Genomic DNA, 19,093 nt, shown 5'->3' on the forward strand with positions numbered 1-19,093 from the left:
TTCTCCGTGACGGCGCCGCTGGGCGGCGCCGTGGTTTTCGGCACGTTACGGCTTAGTGCAAGGCTTCTTCGGCTTTTTGAATGGCCGCGAACTCCTCTTCGGGCGTGCCTGCGACCAAGTGATGCCGACTGTAGAAAGCAAAGTAAGCAATTAGCACTCCATAGATGATCGCGGCGCCGATCACCACTCGAGGATCGACCAGGAAGCCCGCCACCACGGCGATGCACGCCAACACCAGGGCCACGCCCGAAGTGAAGATGCCGCCCGGTGTGCGGTATGGCCGGTCCATTTTGGGGCGACGGATGCGCAGGGTGATGTGCGCGGCCATCATCAGCACGTAGGAAATGGTCGCGCCGAACACCGCCACCAGAATCAGCAAGTCGCCCTGGCCGGTCAAGGACAGGCCGAAACCGATGATGCCGGGAATCACCAGTGCCAGGACCGGTGCCTTGCTTTTATTGGTTTCCGAGAGTTTGCGTGGCAGGTAGCCGGCGCGGGACAAGGCGAAGATCTGTCGCGAGTAGGCATAGATGATCGAGAAGAAACTGGCGATCAAACCGGCCAGGCCGACGAGGTTGACGAAGCTGCCCATCCAGGTCGAACCGCCGTAGGCCTTGGCCAAGGCTTCCACCAGCGGGTTGCCCGAGGTCATCAGCGCGTTGGAGCCGGCGCCGCCCGGGCCAATCACCAGGATCAGCAGGGCGAAGGCCACCAGCACCAGCATGGCGCCGATCAAGCCGCGTGGCAGGTCGCGCTTGGGGTTCTTGGTTTCTTCAGCGGCTAGGGGCACGCCTTCCACGGCGAGGAAAAACCAGATGGCATAAGGGATCGCCGCCCAGACGCCGACGTAGCCGAAGGGCAGGAACGGACTGGCGCCCACCGCTTCCTTGACCGGGATGTCCAACAGGTTGGCGACGTTGAAGTGCGGCACCATCGCCACCAGGAAAACCCCCAGCGCTAGGGCGGCGACGGCGGTGATGATGAACATCAGCTTGAGCGCTTCGCCAACGCCAAATATGTGGATGGCGATGAAGATGATGTAGAACGCCAAGTAGATCATCCAGCCGCCAATGCCGAACAGCGACTGGCAATAGGCGCCGATGAACACGGCAATCGCCGCCGGGGCGATGGCGTATTCGATCAAAATTGCCGTGCCCGTGAGAAACCCGCCCCAGGGCCCGAAGGCGCTGCGGGCAAAACCGTAGCCGCCGCCGGCGGTGGGGATCATCGAGGACAGCTCGGCGAGGGAAAAGCACATGCACAGGTACATCGCGGCCATCAGCAGCGTGGCAAGGAACATCCCGCCCCAGCCGCCCTGGGCCAGGCCGAAGTTCCAGCCGGCGTAGTCACCGGAAATGACATAGGCCACGCCCAGGCCCACCAGCAGGACCCAGCCCGCCGCGCCTTTTTTCAGTTCGCGTTGTTGGAAATATTCGGAGCCGACTTTTTCGAAGTCGACCGAGGACGTTGCCGGTTGCGGGTTTGCATGATCGCTTGGCATAAGGGTTTACCTGTTTTTATTGTTGTTTTATCCAACCTGATCGCCAGAGTGGCGCATTACCCCTGTGGGAGCGGGCTTGCTCGCGAAAGCAGTGTGTCAGTCACTTAGATGTTGAAGGTACGACCGCCTTCGCGAGCAAGCTCGCTCCCACAGTGGATCTACTTCAACCCTGAAGGAGAGTTATCCACAAATCCCTGTGGGAGCGAGCTTGCTCGCGATAGCGATCTAAAGGGCCAGGCAGAATGACCTGCCTGGCCCCAAGGGCTTAGAAGAACCCCAACGGATTGATGTCGTAGCTCACCAGCAAATTCTTGGTCTGCTGGTAATGATCGAGCATCATCTTGTGCGTCTCACGACCCACGCCGGACTTCTTGTAGCCCCCGAACGCGGCATGCGCCGGGTACAGGTGGTAGCAGTTGGTCCAGACGCGACCGGCCTTGATCGCCCGGCCCATGCGGTAGGCGCGGTTGATGTCGCGGGTCCAGAGGCCGGCGCCGAGGCCGAACTCGGTGTCGTTGGCGATCGCCAGGGCTTCGGCTTCGTCCTTGAAGGTGGTGATGCTCACCACTGGGCCGAAGATTTCTTCTTGGAACACGCGCATCTTGTTGGTGCCCTTGAGCAGGGTCGGCTGGATGTAATACCCGGTCGCCAGGTTGCCCTCGAGTTTTTCCACCTTGCCGCCGGTCAACAGCTCGGCGCCTTCGCCCTTGGCGATTTCCAGGTAGGAAAGAATCTTGTCGAATTGCTGCTCGGACGCCTGGGCGCCGACCATGGTGTCGGTGTCCAGCGGGTCGCCGCGTTTGATCTGCAGGACTTTCTTCATCACTACTTGCATGAATTCGTCGTAGATCGACTCCTGCACCAGGGCGCGGGATGGGCAGGTGCAGACTTCGCCCTGGTTAAAGAACGCCAGCACCAGGCCTTCGGCGGCTTTCTCGATGAAGCTTGGCTCGGCCTGCATGATGTCTTCGAAGAAGATGTTCGGCGACTTGCCGCCCAGCTCCACGGTGGACGGGATGATGTTCTCGGCGGCGCATTTCATGATGTGCGAGCCCACCGGGGTCGATCCGGTGAAGGCAATCTTGGCGATGCGCTTGCTGGTGGCGAGGGCTTCGCCGGCTTCTTTGCCGAAACCTTGCACCACGTTCAGCACGCCGGGTGGCAGCAGGTCGCCGATCAGCTCCATGAGCACGCAGATGCCCAGTGGGGTTTGCTCGGCGGGCTTGAGGACCACGCAGTTACCGGCGGCCAGGGCCGGGGCGAGTTTCCAGGCGGCCATCAGCAGCGGGAAGTTCCACGGGATGATCTGACCAACCACGCCCAGCGGTTCGTGGATGTGATAGGCCACGGTGTTGCCGTCGATCTCGGCGGCGCTGCCTTCCTGGGCCCGCAGGCAACCGGCGAAGTAGCGGAAGTGGTCGGCGGCCAGGGGGATGTCGGCGTTGAGGGTTTCGCGCACGGCCTTGCCGTTGTCCCAGGATTCGGTGATCGCCAGCACTTCAAGGTTGGCTTCGATGCGGTCGGCGATTTTCAGCAGGATCAGCGAACGGGCCTGGACCGAGGTGGCGCCCCAGGCATCGGCGGCGGCGTGGGCGGCGTCCAGGGCTTTGTCGATGTCTTCGGCCGTGGAGCGCGGGAATTCGGCAATGGGCTGGCCATTGACCGGGGATGTGTTGGTGAAGTACTGACCTTTGACAGGCGCGACGAACTCGCCGCCGATGTAGTTACCGTATTTAGCCTTGAACGAAACGATAGCGCCTTCAGTACCGGGGTGAGCGTAACGCATGATGAGTTCTCCTTGGCTTTTGTGCTTATTAGGGAGCCGCGCAAATTCGCGCTGGTACTTAAGCCTAGAGCAAAGGTTGGGCCATTGCCTTGCAGGGCCCGGAAATCAAGACTTTAGGAGGAGTTGGCCGGACAAACGGAGGGGTTGTGTGACGCTTGCGATACAGCGGGTGTGACAGTTTGTGCCAGATGCGAGACAGTCTGTGACTGGCAGGTCGCGCCAGCATTGCAAAGGCGGTTGGGCTGGAGGATGCTGGCTCCGACGGCGAGGCCATGGACGGAGCGCTTTTGTGGCAAGACTGCTTTTCTTGCAGGACTGTTTGGGTGACAAGACCGCTTTTGTGGCGAGGGAGCTTGCTCCCGCTGGACCGCGAAGCGGTCCCCCAAAGCCAATTCGGTCAGCCTGATACACCGCAAACTCAGGTTTTGGGGCTGCTGCGCAGCCCAGCGGGAGCGAGCTCCCTCGCCACAAGGTTGGGTGTTCACAGTTGGATATTCACCAGTTGCTCCAGTGAGGCAGATCCTTCGGGGAGAACAATAAAAAAATGCACAGCAACCATTTGAGTCGCCATGCCCAGCAAGTCCTGACGGTCACCCAGGGCAAGGCCCATTTGCAGGGCCCTGGCAGCGATCCGTCGATCGCCCGTTCCTGGCTGCGCTGCCTCGAGGACTATCACCTCGACCCGACCCAGAACCTGGCGCCGACGGTACTCGAGCATGGCCGGGTGCTAGAGAGCCGCGAGCGCTTGCAGCAAGTGCTGCACATCGCCGGCAATGAAATGACCAGCCTGCACCAGCAACTCTCCGGCGCCGGCCACGCGGTGCTGCTGACCGACGCCCGCGGCGTAATCCTCAACTGCGTCACCGCCCCCAGCGAACGGAAGATTTTCGAACGGGCCGGCCTCTGGCTCGGCGCCGACTGGAGCGAAGCCTGCGAAGGCACCAACGGCATCGGCACCTGCCTGGTGGAGCGCCAGGCCCTGACCATTCACCAGGAAGAACACTTTCGTGGCCGCCACACCGGCCTGACCTGCTCGGCCAGCCCGGTGTTCGATCCCCACGGCGAATTGCTGGCGGTGCTCGACGTGTCCTCGGCCCGGCCGGACGTGTCGCGCCAGAGCCAGTTCCACACCATGGCCCTGGTCAATCTCTCGGCGAAGATGATCGAGAGCTGCTACTTCCTGCGTTGCTTCGACAATCAATGGCTGCTGCGCTTCCACTTGCAGGCCGAGTCCGTAGGACTGTTCAGCGAAGGCTTGATGGCCTTCGACGGCGACGGGCGGATCTGCGCGGTCAATCAGAGCGCGCTCAATCTCTTGGGACATATTCGCGGAGGCTTGCTCGGTCAGCGGGTCGAGGACTTCTTCGACTGTTCACTGGACGAGTTGCTGGGCCGGGCCAGCGCCCAGGCCAGCGCCAGTTGGCCGTTGCGCACCCGTGACGGCCGGCATTTGTTCGCCGTGTTGCGTGGCCAGCCCCGCAGCGTGCCGGTGCCGGTCGCGCCGTTGCTCAAGGCCATCGAGCCCGCGCGGCTGCCGGGCATCTGCCTGGGCGACGCGGCGTTGCAGGAGCATTTTCGCAAGGCGCTGCGGGTCTACGAGCGCGATGTGCCGCTGCTGATCCAGGGTGAAACCGGCTCCGGCAAGGAGGCGTTCGCCAAGGCCGTGCACCACGCCAGCCAGCGCGCCGGGAAAAACTTCGTCGCCCTCAACTGCGCGGCCATCCCGGAAAGCCTGATCGAGAGCGAGCTGTTCGGTTATCGCGGCGGCAGTTTTACCGGCGCACGCAAGGAGGGCATGCGCGGCAAGCTGCAACAGGCCGACGGCGGTACGCTGTTCCTCGATGAAATCGGCGACATGCCCCTGGCCTTGCAGACGCGCTTGCTGCGGGTGTTGGAAGATCGCCAGGTGGTGCCCATCGGCGGCGAGCCCGAGCCGGTGAACGTGCGCATCATCAGCGCCACTCACCGGCAACTGCTCGACCGCGTTCGCGATGGCAGTTTTCGCGAAGATTTGTATTACCGCCTCAATGGCTTGGAAATCCCCCTCCCGGCGTTGCGCGAACGCAGTGACAAGTCGCAGTTGCTGGATTTCCTGTTGGCTGAAGAGAGCGGCGCCGAGACGGTGTTCATCGACGAACCGGCGCGCCAGGCATTGCTGGGCTTCGACTGGCCGGGCAACGTGCGGCAACTGCGCAATGTGCTGCGCACCCTTGCAGCGTTGTGCGATGGCGGGCGGATTGGGTTGGAGGATTTGCCAGCGATGATCCGCCAGCGTCCGGTTACGCCGGTTGAAGCCCCGACTGAACACCCGCTGGCAGATGCCGAGCGCGTGGCATTGCTCGATGCGCTGGAACGCCAGCGCTGGCACATGACCCACACCGCCGAACAATTGGGCATCAGCCGCAATACCCTTTACCGCAAGCTGCGCAAACACGCGATTGCCCGCTGTGCCACTGACAATTGAACTGCTGACTGCTGACTGCTGACTGCTGACTGCTGACTGTTGACTGCTGACTGCTGACTGCTGACTGCTTGGCAACTGACTGCTTGGCAACTGACTGCTTTTGTGGCGAGGGAGCTTGCTCCCGCTGGGCTGCGCAGCAGCCCCAAGCTTTTTTCCCACCCTGAAACCGAAGGCGACTGCTGCGCAGTCGAGCGGGAGCAAGCTCCCTCGCCACAAAAGCAGCCAGTAGCAAGCCGGGGTTGTGCGGTCAACTGTGGGAGCGAGCTTGCTCGCGATGACATTGGCCCATTCAGCATCGTCGCAAGCTGACCCACCGCTATCGCGAGCAAGCTCGCTCCCACATTGGATCTGTGGGGCTCAAACACAAGGTGCGATTTTCCCCTCCCTACGCTAACCTGCGGCCATGTTTACGAGGTCGACTATGCACATCCATATTCTCGGTATTTGCGGCACTTTCATGGGTTCGATGGCGGTCCTGGCCAAGGAGCTGGGCCACCATGTGACCGGTTCCGACGCCAACGTCTACCCGCCGATGAGCACGCAGCTGGAGGCCCAGGGCATCGAGCTGACCCAAGGCTATGACCCGGCGCAACTGGACCCCGCACCGGACCTGGTGGTGATCGGCAACGCCATGTCCCGTGGCAACCCGGCGGTGGAGTACGTGCTCAACAAAGGCCTGCCCTACGTATCCGGGCCGCAGTGGCTGGCCGATCATGTGTTGCAGGGCCGTTGGGTCCTGGCCGTGGCCGGCACCCATGGCAAGACCACCACCAGCAGCATGCTCGCCTGGGTGTTGGAGCACGCGGGCATGAGCCCGGGTTTCCTGATCGGTGGCGTGCCGCAGAATTTCTCGGTGTCGGCGCGCCTGGGTGGCACGCCGTTCTTCGTGATCGAAGCAGATGAGTACGACAGCGCGTTTTTCGATAAGCGTTCGAAATTCGTCCACTACCGTCCACGCACGGCGATCCTCAACAACCTTGAGTTCGATCATGCCGATATCTTCCCCGATCTACCGGCCATCGAGCGGCAGTTCCACCACTTGGTGCGCATCATTCCCAGCGAAGGCCTGGTGATTCACCCGACCACTGAGCCGGCGTTGCAGCGCGTCATTGAAATGGGCTGCTGGACCCCGGTGCAGACCACCGGCGTGGGCGGTCAGTGGCAGGTGAAGTTGCTCAAGGATGACGGTTCGCAGTTCGAAGTGATGTTCGAAGGCCAGTCCCAAGGCGTGGTCGAGTGGGACATGACCGGCCAGCACAACGTTGCCAATGCCTTGGCGACCCTGGCGGCAGCCCGTCATGTCGGCGTGGTGCCGTCCATGGGCATTGCCGCGTTGAGTGCGTTCAAGAGTGTGAAGCGGCGGATGGAGAAAGTCGCCGAGGTCAACGGCATCACCATTTATGACGACTTCGCCCACCACCCGACGGCCATCGCCACCACCCTCGACGGTCTGCGCAAGCGTATCGGTGACGCACCCCTGGTGGCGATCATCGAGCCGCGCTCCAACTCCATGAAGCTCGGCGCCCACCGCGACGGCCTGCCGGAAAGCGTGGTCGATGCCGACCAGGTGATCTGGTACGCACCGGCCAACCTCGGCTGGGACCTCGGCGCCACCGCCGCGCTGTGCACGGTGCCGTCGATTGTCAGCGATTCCCTGGAGGGCATCATCGAGCGCGTGAAAAGCCAGGCCCAGCCCGGCACCCACGTGGTGATCATGAGTAACGGCGGCTTCGGCGGCCTGCACGGCAAACTCGCCGAGGCGCTGAAATGAGCAACGGCCCGGAACGCATCACGCTGGCGATGACCGGTGCGTCCGGCGCCCAGTACGGCTTGCGCCTGCTCGATTGCCTGGTGCGCGAGGACCGCGAAGTGCATTTCCTGATCTCCAAGGCCGCGCAACTGGTGATGGCCACCGAGACCGACGTGACCCTGCCGTCCAAGACCCAGATGATGCAGGCCTTCCTCACCGAATACACCGGTGCGGCGGCGGGGCAGATTCGTGTGTACGGCAAGGAAGACTGGATGTCGCCGGTGGCCTCGGGCTCCGGCGCGCCAGCAGCGATGGTGGTGGTGCCGTGTTCCACCGGGACGCTGTCGGCGATTGCCACCGGGGCCTGCAACAACCTCATCGAACGGGCGGCGGACGTCACGCTCAAGGAGCGCCGCCAGTTGATCCTGGTGCCGCGGGAAGCGCCGTATTCGAGCATTCACCTGGAGCACATGCTCAAACTGTCGAACATGGGCGTGACCATCCTGCCGGCGTCGCCGGGTTTCTATCACCAGCCGCAGACCATCGACGACCTGATCGATTTCGTGGTCGCACGGATCCTCAACCTGCTGAACATTCCCCAGGACATGTTGCCCCGTTGGGGCGAGCATCATTTGAGCAGTGATGAATAAGCTGCTGATCGTGCTGCTGGCGCTGCAACTGACCGGCTGCGCCACCGCCCGCACCCTCGACGCGGCCAAGCCGGGCGCGCCGGTGGTCTACGCCGGCACGCGCCTGGACTTGTATGCCCTGAAGGGTGGCTGCTGCGCCAAGGACCGCTTTGGGGCCGAGGCGCCGAGTTACCCGGGCGTGGACCTGCCGGGGAGTGCGCTGTTGGATACCTTGTTGTTGCCGTTGTCGTTGTTCACGGCATTAGGCGTGGGGTTCCGGGCGACAGGCGGGTTGTAGCAAACACCACAGTGCTTGATTTGCCTGGAACCTGTGGCGAGGGAGCTTGCTCCCGCTGGGCTGCGAAGCGGCCCCAAGCTTTTTCCCCCTGAAATCCAAGGCGACTACTGCGCAGTCGAGCGGGAGCAAGCTCCCTCGCCACAATGAGTGCTTGGCTTTGGATCGGCGATGCTCCCCATCGCGAGCAAGCTCGCTCCCACAGTGGACCGAGTTGGAACGCAATCTTTTGTGGGAGCGAGCTTGCTCGCGATGACTTCTGTCCAGGCACCACAGGGCTATTTGCCAAGCCTGCGCAACTCATCCGACTCCACCACCCGCACCCCATCCTGTTCTTCCAGCGCCAGACGCCACATCGCCCGGGCCAGTTGGCAGGCTTCGATGCCGTGGTACTTGCCTGGGATCAGCTTCGACAACGGCCCGGCCAGTTGCTCGGCCAGGCGCGGTTCGACGCGGTCGCCCAGCAGCAGGGAAGGGCGGCAAATGGTCAGTTGCGGCCAGCCCTGGGCCTTGAGGGCCGCCTCCATCTCACCCTTGACCCGGTTGTAGAAGAGCGATGACTTGGCATCGGCCCCCAACGCGCTGATCACCACCAAATGCCGTGCGCCCAGTTCCCGGGCGCGCTTGGCAAACGCCAGGACCAGGTCCAGGTCCACCGCGCGGAAGGCTTGCTCGGAGCCGGCTTTCTTGAGGGTGGTGCCAAGGCAGCAAAAGGCAATGTCGACCTGGCCACTGAGTTGTGGCAGTACCTGGGCCGGCTCCCCTACCGGGTTTTCCAAGTGTGGATGCTCGGCCAGTGGCCGGCGTGAAGGCGCCAATACACGGGTGATGGTCGGCTCGTTGAGCAGCCGGTCCAGTAGGTGTTCCCCGGTCAATCCGGTCGCGCCGGCGAGCAAAACATGCTGAGGCGTCAAGTACATAGTGTTTCCCCCTTGATACGGTTCAGCTTAGTTGCTCTTTGTCGCCTCGTCGTTCAATGCCGCACTTTGCAATGCTTTTCGCGCCTGCTGCTTGCGCAGCAATTGCCAGTGGGACAGGACCGTCCTTGGCGCCCAGATCTGCGGTTCCGAGGCTTCGAAGTTGTCTGCCTGCTCGCGCTCGGCAACGATGCCCTTGGCCCGTTTGAAGGCCTGCTCCAGGTCGTCGGTCTGGTTCAGTGCCTGGGCGAACAGGGCATCGCCGAAATAGGTGAAGTTGGCTTCCTCGGAGCAGCCGAAGGACACCCGGTCGGCCCGGGAGGCGGTCATGATCAGCGTGCGTTCGTCCTTGAGCGCCGGGATGAAACCGCCGGAATAACAGGCCGAGATCACCACAATCTTGTCGCGATTCTTCAGTGGTGCGAGGACCACCGCCAGTTCGTCGGCGGGCAGGTCGGCCAGTTCCATGCGCGGCTGGTCGAGCACCAGTTCGTGCTCGCTGGTGCCGTGGCTGGTCAGGTAGATGAAAATCAGGTCTTCCGGGCCGCTGCGTTCGGCCAGGGTGGCGGCGGCGCGGCGCAGGCTTTCACGGCTGGCCATGGGCCGGTCGCCGAGGTGGTCGCGGTGGTTCACCAGGCGGATCTGCCCGAACGCGCCAAAGCGGCTGGCGAGCATGTTGGCGACATAGTCGGATTCGCGCAGGAACACGCTTTGCTTGCCGTCGCCGCCCAGGGTCAGGCTGTACAGCTCCACCGCCGGGGTCGAGGCCGGGATGTTCGCCAGGGCATCCTCCAGCAGGCGGCCCTGGGCCAGCAGGCCGAGTTCGAGCACATCCGGCAGCAGCCTGCCGTCGGCGTCGCGCACCCGTTGGCCGTTGGCCCAGGTGCCGCTTTGCACCGTGCCATCGGTGAGCACCAGGGTGCCGCGCCCATGATAGCTGTCGGCCTCGAACTGGCCAATGTAGAAACTGCCGTCGGGCAGGTTCAGGCGGCCCTCGCCGGTAAAGCGCCAATCATTGAATCGACCGAGGTAGTGGCTGCCGTCGGCGCCGATCAGTTCGCCCTTGCCGGTCAGTGCGCCGTCCTTGAACTGGCCGATCCAGACATCGCCGTCGGCATTTTCGTAGCGACCGCGACCGTTGAGCTGGTTGCTCCGGAAACCGCCAATGTAGACATCGCCTTCGGCACTGTTGAAGGTGCCTTTGCCTTGTAGTTGCCCATCGACAAAGTGCCCGGTGAACTGGTTGCCGCTGGCGTCGAAGCGCTGGCCTTCACCGTTGGGCTTGCCGTTGACGAAGGGGCCCTGGTACTGGCTGCCGTCGTCGAGTTCCAAGCGTCCGAGGCCGGAATAGCGGTCGGCCTTGAATTCGCCCCGGTAGGTCATGCCGTTTTCCTTGAGCGTCCCTTCACCGTCCCGTCGCCCCAGCTTGAAGCCGCCGGTGTAGCTGCTGGTGGGTGTGGTCAGGCTGCCCTGGCCGTGGAACAGGCCCTGGTGGAACTGGCCGCGATAGACCTCGCCGTTGCTGCCATGCCATTCCCCGGTGCCATGCCATTGACCCTTGTCGAACTGCCCGGCGTACCAGCTGCCGTTGGGGTAGTCGATGCGCCCCTGGCCCTGCAGCAGCCCGTCCACCAGGTCGCCACGGTAGCGGCCGCCGTCGGGCAGGCGCGCGTCGGGAGGCAGCGGCGATTCGCCGGCGCCACAGGCGGTGAGCAACAGGGTCAGGGTCAGTGGGACGAGTAAGCGCATAACGGGATCCAGGTCATCAGGCCACGAGTATGCCGCAGCTTTGGCTCCCGGATATAGAGAAGCGATGCGAAACTGCCTGGACGGTTTCGCATGTGCGCAGGTTTACACGAAGCAGAGCGACAGCGGCTCGGCGATGTAGGCCGGTTTTTCCGAACCTTCGATTTCCAGGGTGGCGGTGGCCTTGAGCAGCCATTGGCCGGGTTTTTTCTCGGTGACTTCCACCAGGTCGACCTTGAGCCGGACCTTGGAATCGACCTTCACCGGTTGGATGAAGCGCACGCTGTCCAGCCCGTAGTTGACGACCATCTTCACGCCCTCGGGCAGGATCAGGATGTCTTCCATCAACTTGGGCATCAGCGACAGCGACAGGAAACCGTGGGCGATGGTGCTGCCGAACGGGGTCTGCGCGGCCTTGACCGGATCGACGTGGATGAACTGAAAGTCGCCAGTGGCTTCGGCGAACAGGTTGATGCGGTCCTGGTCGATGGTAAGCCAATCGGAACGTCCAAGTTCCTTGCCGACATAATCTTTGAGCGCTGCAACGGGGACGTAGGGCATTGAGACTCTCCTTGGGTTCATCGTTTTTACTTTTTCTGGAGCGGGGATTTTGCGTCCCCGGAAAACCACTGTAGATCAACATGGCGGGCCGGGAAGGTCATCGACCATGCTTTTTACGAATGCCGAACCATAGCGCGGGCATGCTTATAATGCCGGCGCATTCTTTGCAATTCGGTTCATTCAACGTGCGTGTTCGATTGTGGCGAGGGAGCTTGCTCCCGCTTGAGTGCGAAGCGCTCATAAAATGGGGCCGCTGCGCAGCCCAGCGGGAGCAAGCTCCCTCGCCACAGAACCACGCCGTGAACCGAATTGGCGCGTTCATTGGGGCTGTTGCGGGGGGATAGAGCGGATGTTGCTACGGGGCCTGACCTGGCTGGTGCTGTTTCAATTGCTGGGCACTGCGATCAATCATTTGTTCCTACCGGTACTGCCGGGGCCGATCATTGGCCTGCTGTTGCTGCTGGGGTATCTGGTGGTGCGCGGCGAAGTCAGCGAGCCGTTGAACCTGGCCGCCGGCAGTCTGCTGCGTTACCTGCCATTGCTGCTGGTGCCGCCTGCGGTAGGGGTGATGGTCTACGCCGGGGCGATTGCCGCCGATTTCTGGGCCATCGTTGGCGCGTTGACCTTGTCCCTGGTGCTGTCCGTGGCGCTGACGGGCGTGCTGATGCAGCGCCTGGCCCGTCGCCACGTCGCCGCTCCGGAGGACAGCCAATGATGCTCGATTGGCAGGGCGCCTGGACCTCGGTCATCCATCATCCGCTGTTCGGCATTGGCATAACCCTGGGCGCCTACCAACTGGTGCTGGCGGCGTACGAAAAAACCCGCTGGGTGTTCCTGCAACCGGTGCTGATGTCGATGGTGCTGTTGATCGGCGTGCTGGTGGGCTGTGGCATCGGTTATGCCGAGTACCGCAAGAGCACCGAGATCCTCAGCATCCTGCTGGGCCCGGCCACGGTCGCCCTGGCGGTGCCGCTGTATTTGAACCTGCGACGGATCCGGCAGTTGTTCTGGCCGATTTTTACTACGCTGGTGATAGCCGGGGTGTTTGCCACGGGCTCTGCAGTGGTGTTGGGCTGGGCCTTTGGCGCCGAGCACATGATTCTGATGACCATGGCGCCCAAGTCGGTGACCTCGCCGATCGCCATGCTGGTGGCCGAGCAGATCGGCGGCGTGGCGGCCATGGCGGCGGTGTTCGTGTTGATCACCGGGGTGCTCGGGGCGATTCTCGGCCCGAGTATTCTGACCCGGTTGGGTGTCCATAGCCCTGAGGCCCGAGGCATGGCCCTGGGGTTGGCGGCCCATGCGGTGGGCACGTCGGTGGCGTTGCAGGAAAGCGAGGAGTCGGGTGCCTTCGCGGCGCTGGCAATGAGTCTGATGGGCGTGGCCACGGCGGTGTTGCTGCCGTTGGTGGTGTCGATGACGGTTTAAGGAATTGGTTATGAGCTTGCCGCTTTTCCCGTTGAACACCGTGCTGTTCCCCGGTTGCATCCTCGACTTGCAGATTTTCGAGGCGCGTTACCTCGACATGATCGGGCGCTGCATGAAAAAGGGCGAAGGCTTTGGTGTGGTGTGCATCCTCGATGGCGAGGAAGTCGGCGTCGCGCCTGAAGGTTATGCGCGGGTCGGTTGTGAGGCGCTGATTACCGATTTTTCCCAGCAGGACAATGGCCTGCTGGGGATTCGCGTGCAGGGCGGACGGCGTTTTCTGGTGCACAGCAGCAGTGTCCAGGCCGATCAACTCACGGTGGCCGAGGTCGAGTGGCTGGAAGACGAGCCGGAACAACCGCTGCAAGACGAAGATGCCGACCTGGTGGCGCTGCTCAAGGCCCTGGCCGAGCACCCGATGGTCGAGGCGCTGAACATGGGCACCGAAGCGACCGGCCAGCAATCGCTGGCCAATCAACTGGCCTACCTGTTGCCATTCAATGAGCTGGACAAGATCGACCTGCTGCAACTCGATGATCCCCAGCAGCGGTTGGATGCGATCCAGGCGTTGCTCGATGAGCTGCAGGGTGAACTGTTCGCCTGATCCCTCACTGATAGGGCTGGCCCCTGTGGGAGCGAGCTTGCTCGCGATAGCGGTGGATCAGCTGCGTCAATGTTGAATGTGCCGCCGCCATCGCGAGCAAGCTCGCTCCCACAATGGTTTTATGTTGGCTGTGGGATTGATGTTCGCCACAGCCTCCTGTGGGAGCGAGCTTGCTCGCGAAAGCGGTGGGTCAGCTCGCATCAAGGGTGACTGTGCCGCCGTCTTCGCGAGCAGGCTCGCTCCCACAGGGGATCTTCAGTGCCCACAAATAGTGTGTTCAATAGGCATACCGCAACATCGCATGGGGCAGGTGCCGCAGGGCGAAGAAGCTGAACGCCGCCGTCAGCGCCGGCAGGACCAGCCACCAGACTTTCGGTGGCATGGCCGGCAGCAGGGTCTGGCGCTGGCTCAGCCATAGGGCGGCCGCACAGATGCTGGCGGCGAGCATCGCCCCGGCGACGATGTCGCTCGGCCAATGCGCTCCCAGGTAGACCCGCGACAGGGCGATGGCCAAGGCCGGCAAGCAGCCCAGCAACAGCCAGGTCAGGCGCAGGCGTGGCGGTTGGCCGCGGCCGGCCAGCACGGCGAGGGACAGGAACAGCGCGAATGCCCCAGAGGAGTGGCCGCTGGGCATGCTGTAGCTGGTCAGTGGGTCGGTGAGGATTTCCGGGCGCACCCGGGCAAAGAAGTGTTTGCAGCCGGTATTGGCCAGGGCGGTGAACAACATCGTGCCGCCGGCAAAGATCGCCTGGCGCCATTGCCGTGCCAATAGCAGCAACGCGGTCACCAAGCTGCAGACAATCAACATGTAGCGGAATTCGCCGATCAGGGTAAAGGTCACGGCGATTTCATCCAGCGTCGCGCTGCGATGCTCCTGGACCAGGGCCATCAAGCCTTGGTCGAACGCCGTCAGGTAGCGAAAGCCGATGAACAGGCCGATCAGGATCACCAGGCCGATGCCGGCGATCAGCGCCGTGGCATGGCGATGGCGACGCAGGGTGCTGTTGACGCTCAGCCCGATCATCACCGCGATGCTGCCGATGACCACGCCGGCCTGGGGCCAGAAACCCTCGGGCAGCGGCAGGCGAAACGCCGCCCCGGTGGCCCAGCCCGGCAACAGGTACGCCACGGTCCAGCCGGCGGCGGCCAACACGCTGACGGCGGCGAAGCGCGGGAACGGCATGTCGCACATGCCGGCCACCATCGGCAACATGGGCCGCAGCGGGCCGATGAAGCGGCCCACCAGCAGGCTGGCGATGCCGTAGCGCTGGAAATAGCTTTCCGCCGCGCTCATCCATTCCGGGTGATGCCGCAGCCCCGGCAGGCGCCGGATATTCTGGTGGAAATGCCGGCCGAGTAAATACGACACCAAGTCCCCCAGCAGGCCTCCGAGCAGCCCCAGCAGCAGCGTCTCGCCCAAGGACAACGCGCCGCTGCCGGCCAGCACCGCAATCGCAAACAACAGCACCGTGCCCGGCACGATCAACCCGGCGATGGCCAGGCATTCCACGCAAGCAACGACAAAAACCGCCACCGCCAGCCATTGCGGGTTGACGGTCAGCCAGGCGGTGATGCTATCGAGCCATGGGCCCATAAGAACAACTCCATTGAATAGTGATGGGCATGCAGTTTTTTACATGGGGTTCTGTTGCGAACACAAATCCTGTGACCACTGAAGCTCAACTGTGGGAGCGAGCTTGCTCGCGATAGCGGTGTGTCAGTCGCCATTTAATTCACAGGCCTGGCGCCATCGCGAGCAAGCTCGCTCCCACAAGGGGCCGCAGGGTCATGCAGTGTTTGTGTTCATGAAAGCAAAAAATAATCCCGCCCTTCGACCTGTCCGCGCCGCAACGGGTTGCGGGTGCACCAAGGGGCGTAGGCAGCGTCGACGAAGCGGTAGGGCAAATGCTCGTCCCGTCCCAGGGGAATGCCCAGGCGGGTGGTCTGGATCGCATTGACCGTTGGCACGCCGACGTCTTCCACCAACAAGCGCTCGGGGTCGAAGCGCTTGGCGTCCCAGTCCGGCACTTTCAGCCCCAAAGCTTTGCACAACAGGGTCTGGCCGGCACAGAGTTTTTGCGGTGTGCGTGGCCGGCCTTGGGCGTCGGGGTTGTTCAACAGCATCTGCGCCAGGCTCGCCGGCCCCGAAACGGCATCGACCCACGGGTAGGCCGACTTGATCAACACCGCGTTGCCCGGGCCCTGGGCGCTGAAGTTCAGCGAATCGCCGCCCCGGGCGTAGTACATATAGATGTGCCCGCCATCCAGAAACAAAGCCTTACGTTTTTCCGTGTAGCCCAGGGAGGCGTGGCTGCCTTTTTCGGCGAAGTAATACGCCTCGGTCTCGATGATCCGCGCGCTGAGCCACAGGTCGCCGACCTTGTGGCGGATGACTTTGCCCAGCAGGTCCTTGGCAAGCACCTGGGCGTCGCGATCGAAAAAGGCGTGGGGCAGGGCGTTGGGCGATGGCAAATCGGTCATGTCGATAGACGAAGTGAGGCCAAAGGAAGCGCGATGATAGCAATGGAAAGCTTAATCACCGCTGAACACTCGTTTCAACCGTAATGCCGTTCACTTAGGAAAAATGATGACCCTGTGGCGAGGGAGCTTGCTCCCGCTCGGCTGCGAAGCAGCCGTAAACCGGCGGGTGCGGTGTGTCTGATACGCCACAATTGGCAGGTTTTGGGGCCGCTTCGCGGCCCAGCGGGAGCAAGCTCCCTCGCCACGGGTTTGTCGATTGCCTTAAGTGAACAGCATTGCGCTTCAACCGGCTGTTTACGGCTGTTTTGCTTCTCCGCCGGTCACCACTGCGAGTCCATGCTGTTAGTCGAGGGTTACGACAGCTATAATCTGCCGCTTTCCCCATCGCCAAGACCACACAGACCATGACTGAGTCCGTTCTTGACTACATGACCCGCCTGGGTCGCGCCGCTCGCGAAGCGTCGCGCATCATCGGCCGGGCCAGCACCGCGCAGAAAAACCGCGCCCTGCAGGCCGCCGCCAATGCGCTGGACGCTGCGCGCGCCGAGTTGTCCGCTGCCAACGAGCTGGACCTGGCCGCCGGCCGGGCCAACGGTCTGGAGCCGGCCATGCTCGAGCGCCTGGCGCTGACTCCGGCCCGCATCGACGGCATGATCGTCGGTCTGCGCCAGGTCGCGGCCCTGCCGGACCCGGTCGGGGCGATTCGCGACATGAGCTACCGCCCGTCGGGCATCCAGGTCGGCAAGATGCGCGTGCCCCTGGGCGTGGTCGGGATCATCTACGAGTCGCGGCCGAACGTGACCATCGACGCCGCGAGCCTGTGCCTGAAGTCCGGTAACGCAACCATCCTGCGGGGCGGCTCCGAGGCCATCCATTCCAACCGTGCCATTGCCGCCTGCATCCAGCGCGGCCTGGCCGAGGCCGATCTGCCGGCGGCCGTGGTGCAAGTGGTGGAAACCACCGACCGCGCCGCAGTTGGCGCGTTGATCACCATGCCCGAGTTCGTCGATGTCATCGTGCCGCGCGGCGGCAAGGGCCTGATCGAACGGGTCAGCCGTGACGCCCGGGTGCCGGTGATCAAGCACCTGGACGGCATCTGCCACGTCTACGTCAGTGCCCACGCCGAATTGCCGAAGGCCCAGCGCATCGCCTTCAACGCCAAGACCTACCGCTACGGTATCTGCGGCGCGATGGAAACCCTGCTGGTGGACCAGGCCGTTGCCCAGGACTTCCTGCCGTCGATGGCCGCCCAGTTCCGCGAAAAAGGCGTCGAACTGCGCGGTTGCGAGCGCACCCGGGCAATCATCGAGGCCGTCGCGGCCACGGCAGAAGACTGGGACACCGAATACCTGGCGCCGATCCTGTCGATCCGCGTGGTCGACGGGCTGGACCAGGCCATCGAACACATCAACCGCCACGGCTCGCACCACACCGATTCCATCGTCAGTGAGCACCAGGGCGAAACCCGGCGTTTCGTGGCCGAAGTGGATTCGGCGTCGGTGATGATCAACACCCCGACCTGCTTCGCCGATGGCTTTGAATACGGATTGGGTGCCGAGATCGGCATTTCTACTGATAAGCTGCACGCCCGCGGCCCGGTGGGCCTGGAAGGCCTGACCTGCGAGAAATACATCGTGGTCGGTGACGGCCAGTTGCGCGGACAGGAGTCGGTCTGACTTGGGCGACCTCGAACCGCCGGCCCCTGTGACGACGACAACCCCGGCCCGGCGCATCGGTATCCTGGGCGGCACGTTCGACCCGGTGCACATCGGCCATTTGCGCGGTGCGCTGGAAGTCGCCGACGCCCTGGCCCTCGATGAGCTACGCCTGACGCCCAGCGCCCGGCCGCCTCACCGGGATACGCCGCAGGTGTCGGCCCGGGATCGCCTGGCGATGGTCGAGTGCGCGGTGGCCGGTGTGGCACCGCTGGTGGTGGACGCCCGCGAATTGCAGCGGGACAAACCGTCCTACACCATTGATACCCTGGAGCTGATGCGCGCCGAACTGGCCGTTGATGCCCAGGTTTTCCTGCTTCTGGGCTGGGACGCATTTTGCGGCCTGCCCACTTGGCATCGCTGGGAAGAGTTGCTCCAGCATTGCCACATCCTGGTGTTGCAACGCCCGGATGCCGACAGCGAGCCGCCGGATGCCTTGCGCAACCTGCTGGCGGCCCGCTCGGTGAGCGACCCGCTGGCCCTGAAAGGGCCGAGCGGACAGATTGCATTCGTCTGGCAGACGCCGCTCGCGGTATCCGCCACCCAGATCCGTCAACTGCTGGCCAGCGGTAAGTCGGTACGTTTCCTGGTGCCCGACGCGGTCCTGGCCTACATCGATGCGCACGGGCTCTACCGTGCGTCGAACTGAAAAAGGCGCGCTTCAAGGCACGTGAATGCGTGTAGCGAAGCGCCCGAACATACGAGCAGAACGAGTTTTATATGACTGACAAAGACGTAAACAAAGTAAAGCGCAAGGGCACGTTCAAGAGCGCCCCGCTGCCTGTAGAAGTCCACACCGGCGTGGCGCTGGTTGGCGAAGAACTGGTCAAGGTGGCCGTGGCAGCCCTGGAAGACGTCAAGGCCCAGGACATCCAGGTGATCGACGTTCGTGACAAGCAGAGCATCACGGACTACATGATCATCGCCACCGGTACCTCCAACCGCCAGATCGGCGCGATGCTGGACAAGGTCCGCGAAGCGGTCAAGGCCCAGGGCGTCAAGCCATTGGGTGAAGAAGGCAAGGGCGACAGCGACTGGGTCCTGTTGGACATGGACGATGTCATCGTGCACATGATGACCGCCTCGGCGCGCCAGTTCTATGACCTGGAACGCCTGTGGGCCGGTGCCGAGCAGAGCCGTTCGGCCAGCGCTGCGCACCACAGCCCGGAAAACCCCCATGAGCACTTCACCAAGCTCAACAAAGACCAGCAATAAGGGA

17 protein-coding genes are annotated in these 19,093 nt (G+C 63.1%); 10 read left to right on the forward strand and 7 right to left on the reverse strand.

Features of this window, described 5'->3' with window-relative positions; genetic code table 11:
• Nucleotides 1-52 precede the first annotated feature (52 nt).
• The gene (gene eat / locus ACIPQ1_RS26555; RefSeq protein ID WP_053125697.1) at nt 53-1,501 is read right to left on the reverse strand and encodes an ethanolamine permease; all 1,449 of its coding nucleotides are present in this window, start codon (nt 1,499-1,501) and stop codon (nt 53-55) included.
• A 265-nt stretch (nt 1,502-1,766) separates the two neighbouring features.
• The gene (gene exaC / locus ACIPQ1_RS26560) at nt 1,767-3,287 is read right to left on the reverse strand and encodes an acetaldehyde dehydrogenase ExaC (protein WP_186706587.1); all 1,521 of its coding nucleotides are present in this window, start codon (nt 3,285-3,287) and stop codon (nt 1,767-1,769) included.
• A gap of 544 nt (nt 3,288-3,831) precedes the next feature.
• On the opposite strand from exaC, the gene ACIPQ1_RS26565 reads away from it, so the two are divergent.
• From ACIPQ1_RS26565 to ACIPQ1_RS26580, 4 genes are all read left to right on the forward strand, one after another.
• Nucleotides 3,832-5,751, forward strand: a complete 1,920-nt coding sequence (locus ACIPQ1_RS26565; RefSeq protein ID WP_446535059.1) for a sigma-54-dependent Fis family transcriptional regulator — start codon at nt 3,832-3,834, stop codon at nt 5,749-5,751.
• Between the two features lie 421 nt (nt 5,752-6,172).
• Nucleotides 6,173-7,522 (forward strand): UDP-N-acetylmuramate:L-alanyl-gamma-D-glutamyl-meso-diaminopimelate ligase, encoded by a 1,350-nt coding sequence (mpl, locus tag ACIPQ1_RS26570; protein WP_411385722.1) that lies wholly within the window; start codon nt 6,173-6,175, stop codon nt 7,520-7,522.
• Nucleotides 7,519-8,151, forward strand: a complete 633-nt coding sequence (gene ubiX, locus ACIPQ1_RS26575; protein WP_053189919.1) for a flavin prenyltransferase UbiX — start codon at nt 7,519-7,521, stop codon at nt 8,149-8,151. The genes mpl and ubiX overlap by 4 nt, the downstream gene beginning before the upstream one ends.
• A complete protein-coding gene (locus ACIPQ1_RS26580; RefSeq protein WP_186730288.1) occupies nt 8,144-8,428 on the forward strand; it encodes a YceK/YidQ family lipoprotein in 285 nt (94 codons plus the stop codon). Before ubiX ends, ACIPQ1_RS26580 begins: the two co-directional genes overlap by 8 nt.
• A gap of 275 nt (nt 8,429-8,703) precedes the next feature.
• On the opposite strand, the gene ACIPQ1_RS26585 is transcribed toward ACIPQ1_RS26580, so the two are convergent.
• The 3 genes from ACIPQ1_RS26585 to ACIPQ1_RS26595 form a co-directional block, all read right to left on the reverse strand.
• The gene (locus ACIPQ1_RS26585) at nt 8,704-9,345 is read right to left on the reverse strand and encodes an oxidoreductase (RefSeq protein ID WP_411385721.1); all 642 of its coding nucleotides are present in this window, start codon (nt 9,343-9,345) and stop codon (nt 8,704-8,706) included.
• 27 nt (nt 9,346-9,372) lie between these two features.
• Complete coding sequence (locus tag ACIPQ1_RS26590) at nt 9,373-11,091, reverse strand: C13 family peptidase (protein WP_446535060.1); 1,719 nt, start codon at nt 11,089-11,091, stop codon at nt 9,373-9,375.
• Nucleotides 11,092-11,193: 102 nt separating this feature from the next.
• Nucleotides 11,194-11,649 carry a MaoC family dehydratase gene (locus ACIPQ1_RS26595; RefSeq protein WP_186730290.1) on the reverse strand — a complete coding sequence of 152 codons (456 nt, stop codon included), beginning with the start codon at nt 11,647-11,649 and terminating at the stop codon, nt 11,194-11,196.
• A 349-nt stretch (nt 11,650-11,998) separates the two neighbouring features.
• Here ACIPQ1_RS26595 and ACIPQ1_RS26600 point away from each other — a divergent pair, with 349 nt between their 5' ends.
• From ACIPQ1_RS26600 to ACIPQ1_RS26610, 3 genes are read left to right on the forward strand one after another with little or no spacing between them, the layout of a single operon-like run.
• Complete coding sequence (locus ACIPQ1_RS26600; RefSeq protein ID WP_053125681.1) at nt 11,999-12,364, forward strand: CidA/LrgA family protein; 366 nt, start codon at nt 11,999-12,001, stop codon at nt 12,362-12,364.
• Entirely contained in the window at nt 12,361-13,077 is a 717-nt protein-coding gene (locus ACIPQ1_RS26605; RefSeq protein WP_053125679.1) for an LrgB family protein, read from the forward strand. Before ACIPQ1_RS26600 ends, ACIPQ1_RS26605 begins: the two co-directional genes overlap by 4 nt.
• A 10-nt stretch (nt 13,078-13,087) precedes the next feature.
• Nucleotides 13,088-13,678: an LON peptidase substrate-binding domain-containing protein gene (locus ACIPQ1_RS26610; RefSeq protein ID WP_186706578.1), complete on the forward strand. Its 591-nt coding sequence runs from the start codon at nt 13,088-13,090 to the stop codon at nt 13,676-13,678.
• Between the two features lie 277 nt (nt 13,679-13,955).
• Here ACIPQ1_RS26610 and ACIPQ1_RS26615 read toward each other — a convergent pair whose 3' ends face one another.
• Both ACIPQ1_RS26615 and ACIPQ1_RS26620 read right to left on the reverse strand, forming a co-directional pair.
• Nucleotides 13,956-15,272 carry a bifunctional DedA family/phosphatase PAP2 family protein gene (locus ACIPQ1_RS26615; RefSeq protein WP_411385719.1) on the reverse strand — a complete coding sequence of 439 codons (1,317 nt, stop codon included), beginning with the start codon at nt 15,270-15,272 and terminating at the stop codon, nt 13,956-13,958.
• Nucleotides 15,273-15,481: 209 nt separating this feature from the next.
• Entirely contained in the window at nt 15,482-16,159 is a 678-nt protein-coding gene (locus ACIPQ1_RS26620) for a DNA-3-methyladenine glycosylase (protein ID WP_250965058.1), read from the reverse strand.
• Between the two features lie 404 nt (nt 16,160-16,563).
• Between ACIPQ1_RS26620 and ACIPQ1_RS26625 the strand changes: the two genes are divergently transcribed.
• From ACIPQ1_RS26625 to rsfS, 3 genes are all read left to right on the forward strand, one after another.
• The gene (locus ACIPQ1_RS26625) at nt 16,564-17,835 is read left to right on the forward strand and encodes a glutamate-5-semialdehyde dehydrogenase (RefSeq protein ID WP_186730293.1); all 1,272 of its coding nucleotides are present in this window, start codon (nt 16,564-16,566) and stop codon (nt 17,833-17,835) included.
• A 1-nt stretch (nt 17,836) separates the two neighbouring features.
• On the forward strand, nt 17,837-18,523 hold the full coding sequence (gene nadD / locus ACIPQ1_RS26630; RefSeq protein ID WP_411385718.1) for a nicotinate-nucleotide adenylyltransferase: 687 nt from the start codon (nt 17,837-17,839) through the stop codon (nt 18,521-18,523).
• Nucleotides 18,524-18,594: 71 nt separating this feature from the next.
• Nucleotides 18,595-19,089 carry a ribosome silencing factor gene (rsfS, locus tag ACIPQ1_RS26635; protein ID WP_186706573.1) on the forward strand — a complete coding sequence of 165 codons (495 nt, stop codon included), beginning with the start codon at nt 18,595-18,597 and terminating at the stop codon, nt 19,087-19,089.
• Nucleotides 19,090-19,093 lie beyond the last annotated feature (4 nt).

The organism is Pseudomonas sp. LARHCG127 (assembly GCF_052871455.1).

What these genes read in the sequence shown, in the direction of transcription:
- ACIPQ1_RS26600 (WP_053125681.1), top strand. Translation starts at nt 11,999, where the DNA reads ATGTTGCTACGGGGCCTGACCTGGCTGGTGCTGTTTCAATTGCTGGGC.
- exaC (WP_186706587.1), bottom strand. Translation starts at nt 3,287, where the DNA reads ATGCGTTACGCTCACCCCGGTACTGAAGGCGCTATCGTTTCGTTCAAG.
- ACIPQ1_RS26605 (WP_053125679.1), top strand. Translation starts at nt 12,361, where the DNA reads ATGATGCTCGATTGGCAGGGCGCCTGGACCTCGGTCATCCATCATCCG.
- ACIPQ1_RS26620 (WP_250965058.1), bottom strand. Translation starts at nt 16,159, where the DNA reads ATGACCGATTTGCCATCGCCCAACGCCCTGCCCCACGCCTTTTTCGAT.
- mpl (WP_411385722.1), top strand. Translation starts at nt 6,173, where the DNA reads ATGCACATCCATATTCTCGGTATTTGCGGCACTTTCATGGGTTCGATG.
- ACIPQ1_RS26590 (WP_446535060.1), bottom strand. Translation starts at nt 11,091, where the DNA reads ATGCGCTTACTCGTCCCACTGACCCTGACCCTGTTGCTCACCGCCTGT.
- eat (WP_053125697.1), bottom strand. Translation starts at nt 1,501, where the DNA reads ATGCCAAGCGATCATGCAAACCCGCAACCGGCAACGTCCTCGGTCGAC.
- ACIPQ1_RS26585 (WP_411385721.1), bottom strand. Translation starts at nt 9,345, where the DNA reads ATGTACTTGACGCCTCAGCATGTTTTGCTCGCCGGCGCGACCGGATTG.
- ubiX (WP_053189919.1), top strand. Translation starts at nt 7,519, where the DNA reads ATGAGCAACGGCCCGGAACGCATCACGCTGGCGATGACCGGTGCGTCC.
- ACIPQ1_RS26580 (WP_186730288.1), top strand. Translation starts at nt 8,144, where the DNA reads ATGAATAAGCTGCTGATCGTGCTGCTGGCGCTGCAACTGACCGGCTGC.
- ACIPQ1_RS26615 (WP_411385719.1), bottom strand. Translation starts at nt 15,272, where the DNA reads ATGGGCCCATGGCTCGATAGCATCACCGCCTGGCTGACCGTCAACCCG.
- ACIPQ1_RS26625 (WP_186730293.1), top strand. Translation starts at nt 16,564, where the DNA reads ATGACTGAGTCCGTTCTTGACTACATGACCCGCCTGGGTCGCGCCGCT.
- ACIPQ1_RS26565 (WP_446535059.1), top strand. Translation starts at nt 3,832, where the DNA reads ATGCACAGCAACCATTTGAGTCGCCATGCCCAGCAAGTCCTGACGGTC.
- ACIPQ1_RS26610 (WP_186706578.1), top strand. Translation starts at nt 13,088, where the DNA reads ATGAGCTTGCCGCTTTTCCCGTTGAACACCGTGCTGTTCCCCGGTTGC.
- rsfS (WP_186706573.1), top strand. Translation starts at nt 18,595, where the DNA reads ATGACTGACAAAGACGTAAACAAAGTAAAGCGCAAGGGCACGTTCAAG.
- ACIPQ1_RS26595 (WP_186730290.1), bottom strand. Translation starts at nt 11,649, where the DNA reads ATGCCCTACGTCCCCGTTGCAGCGCTCAAAGATTATGTCGGCAAGGAA.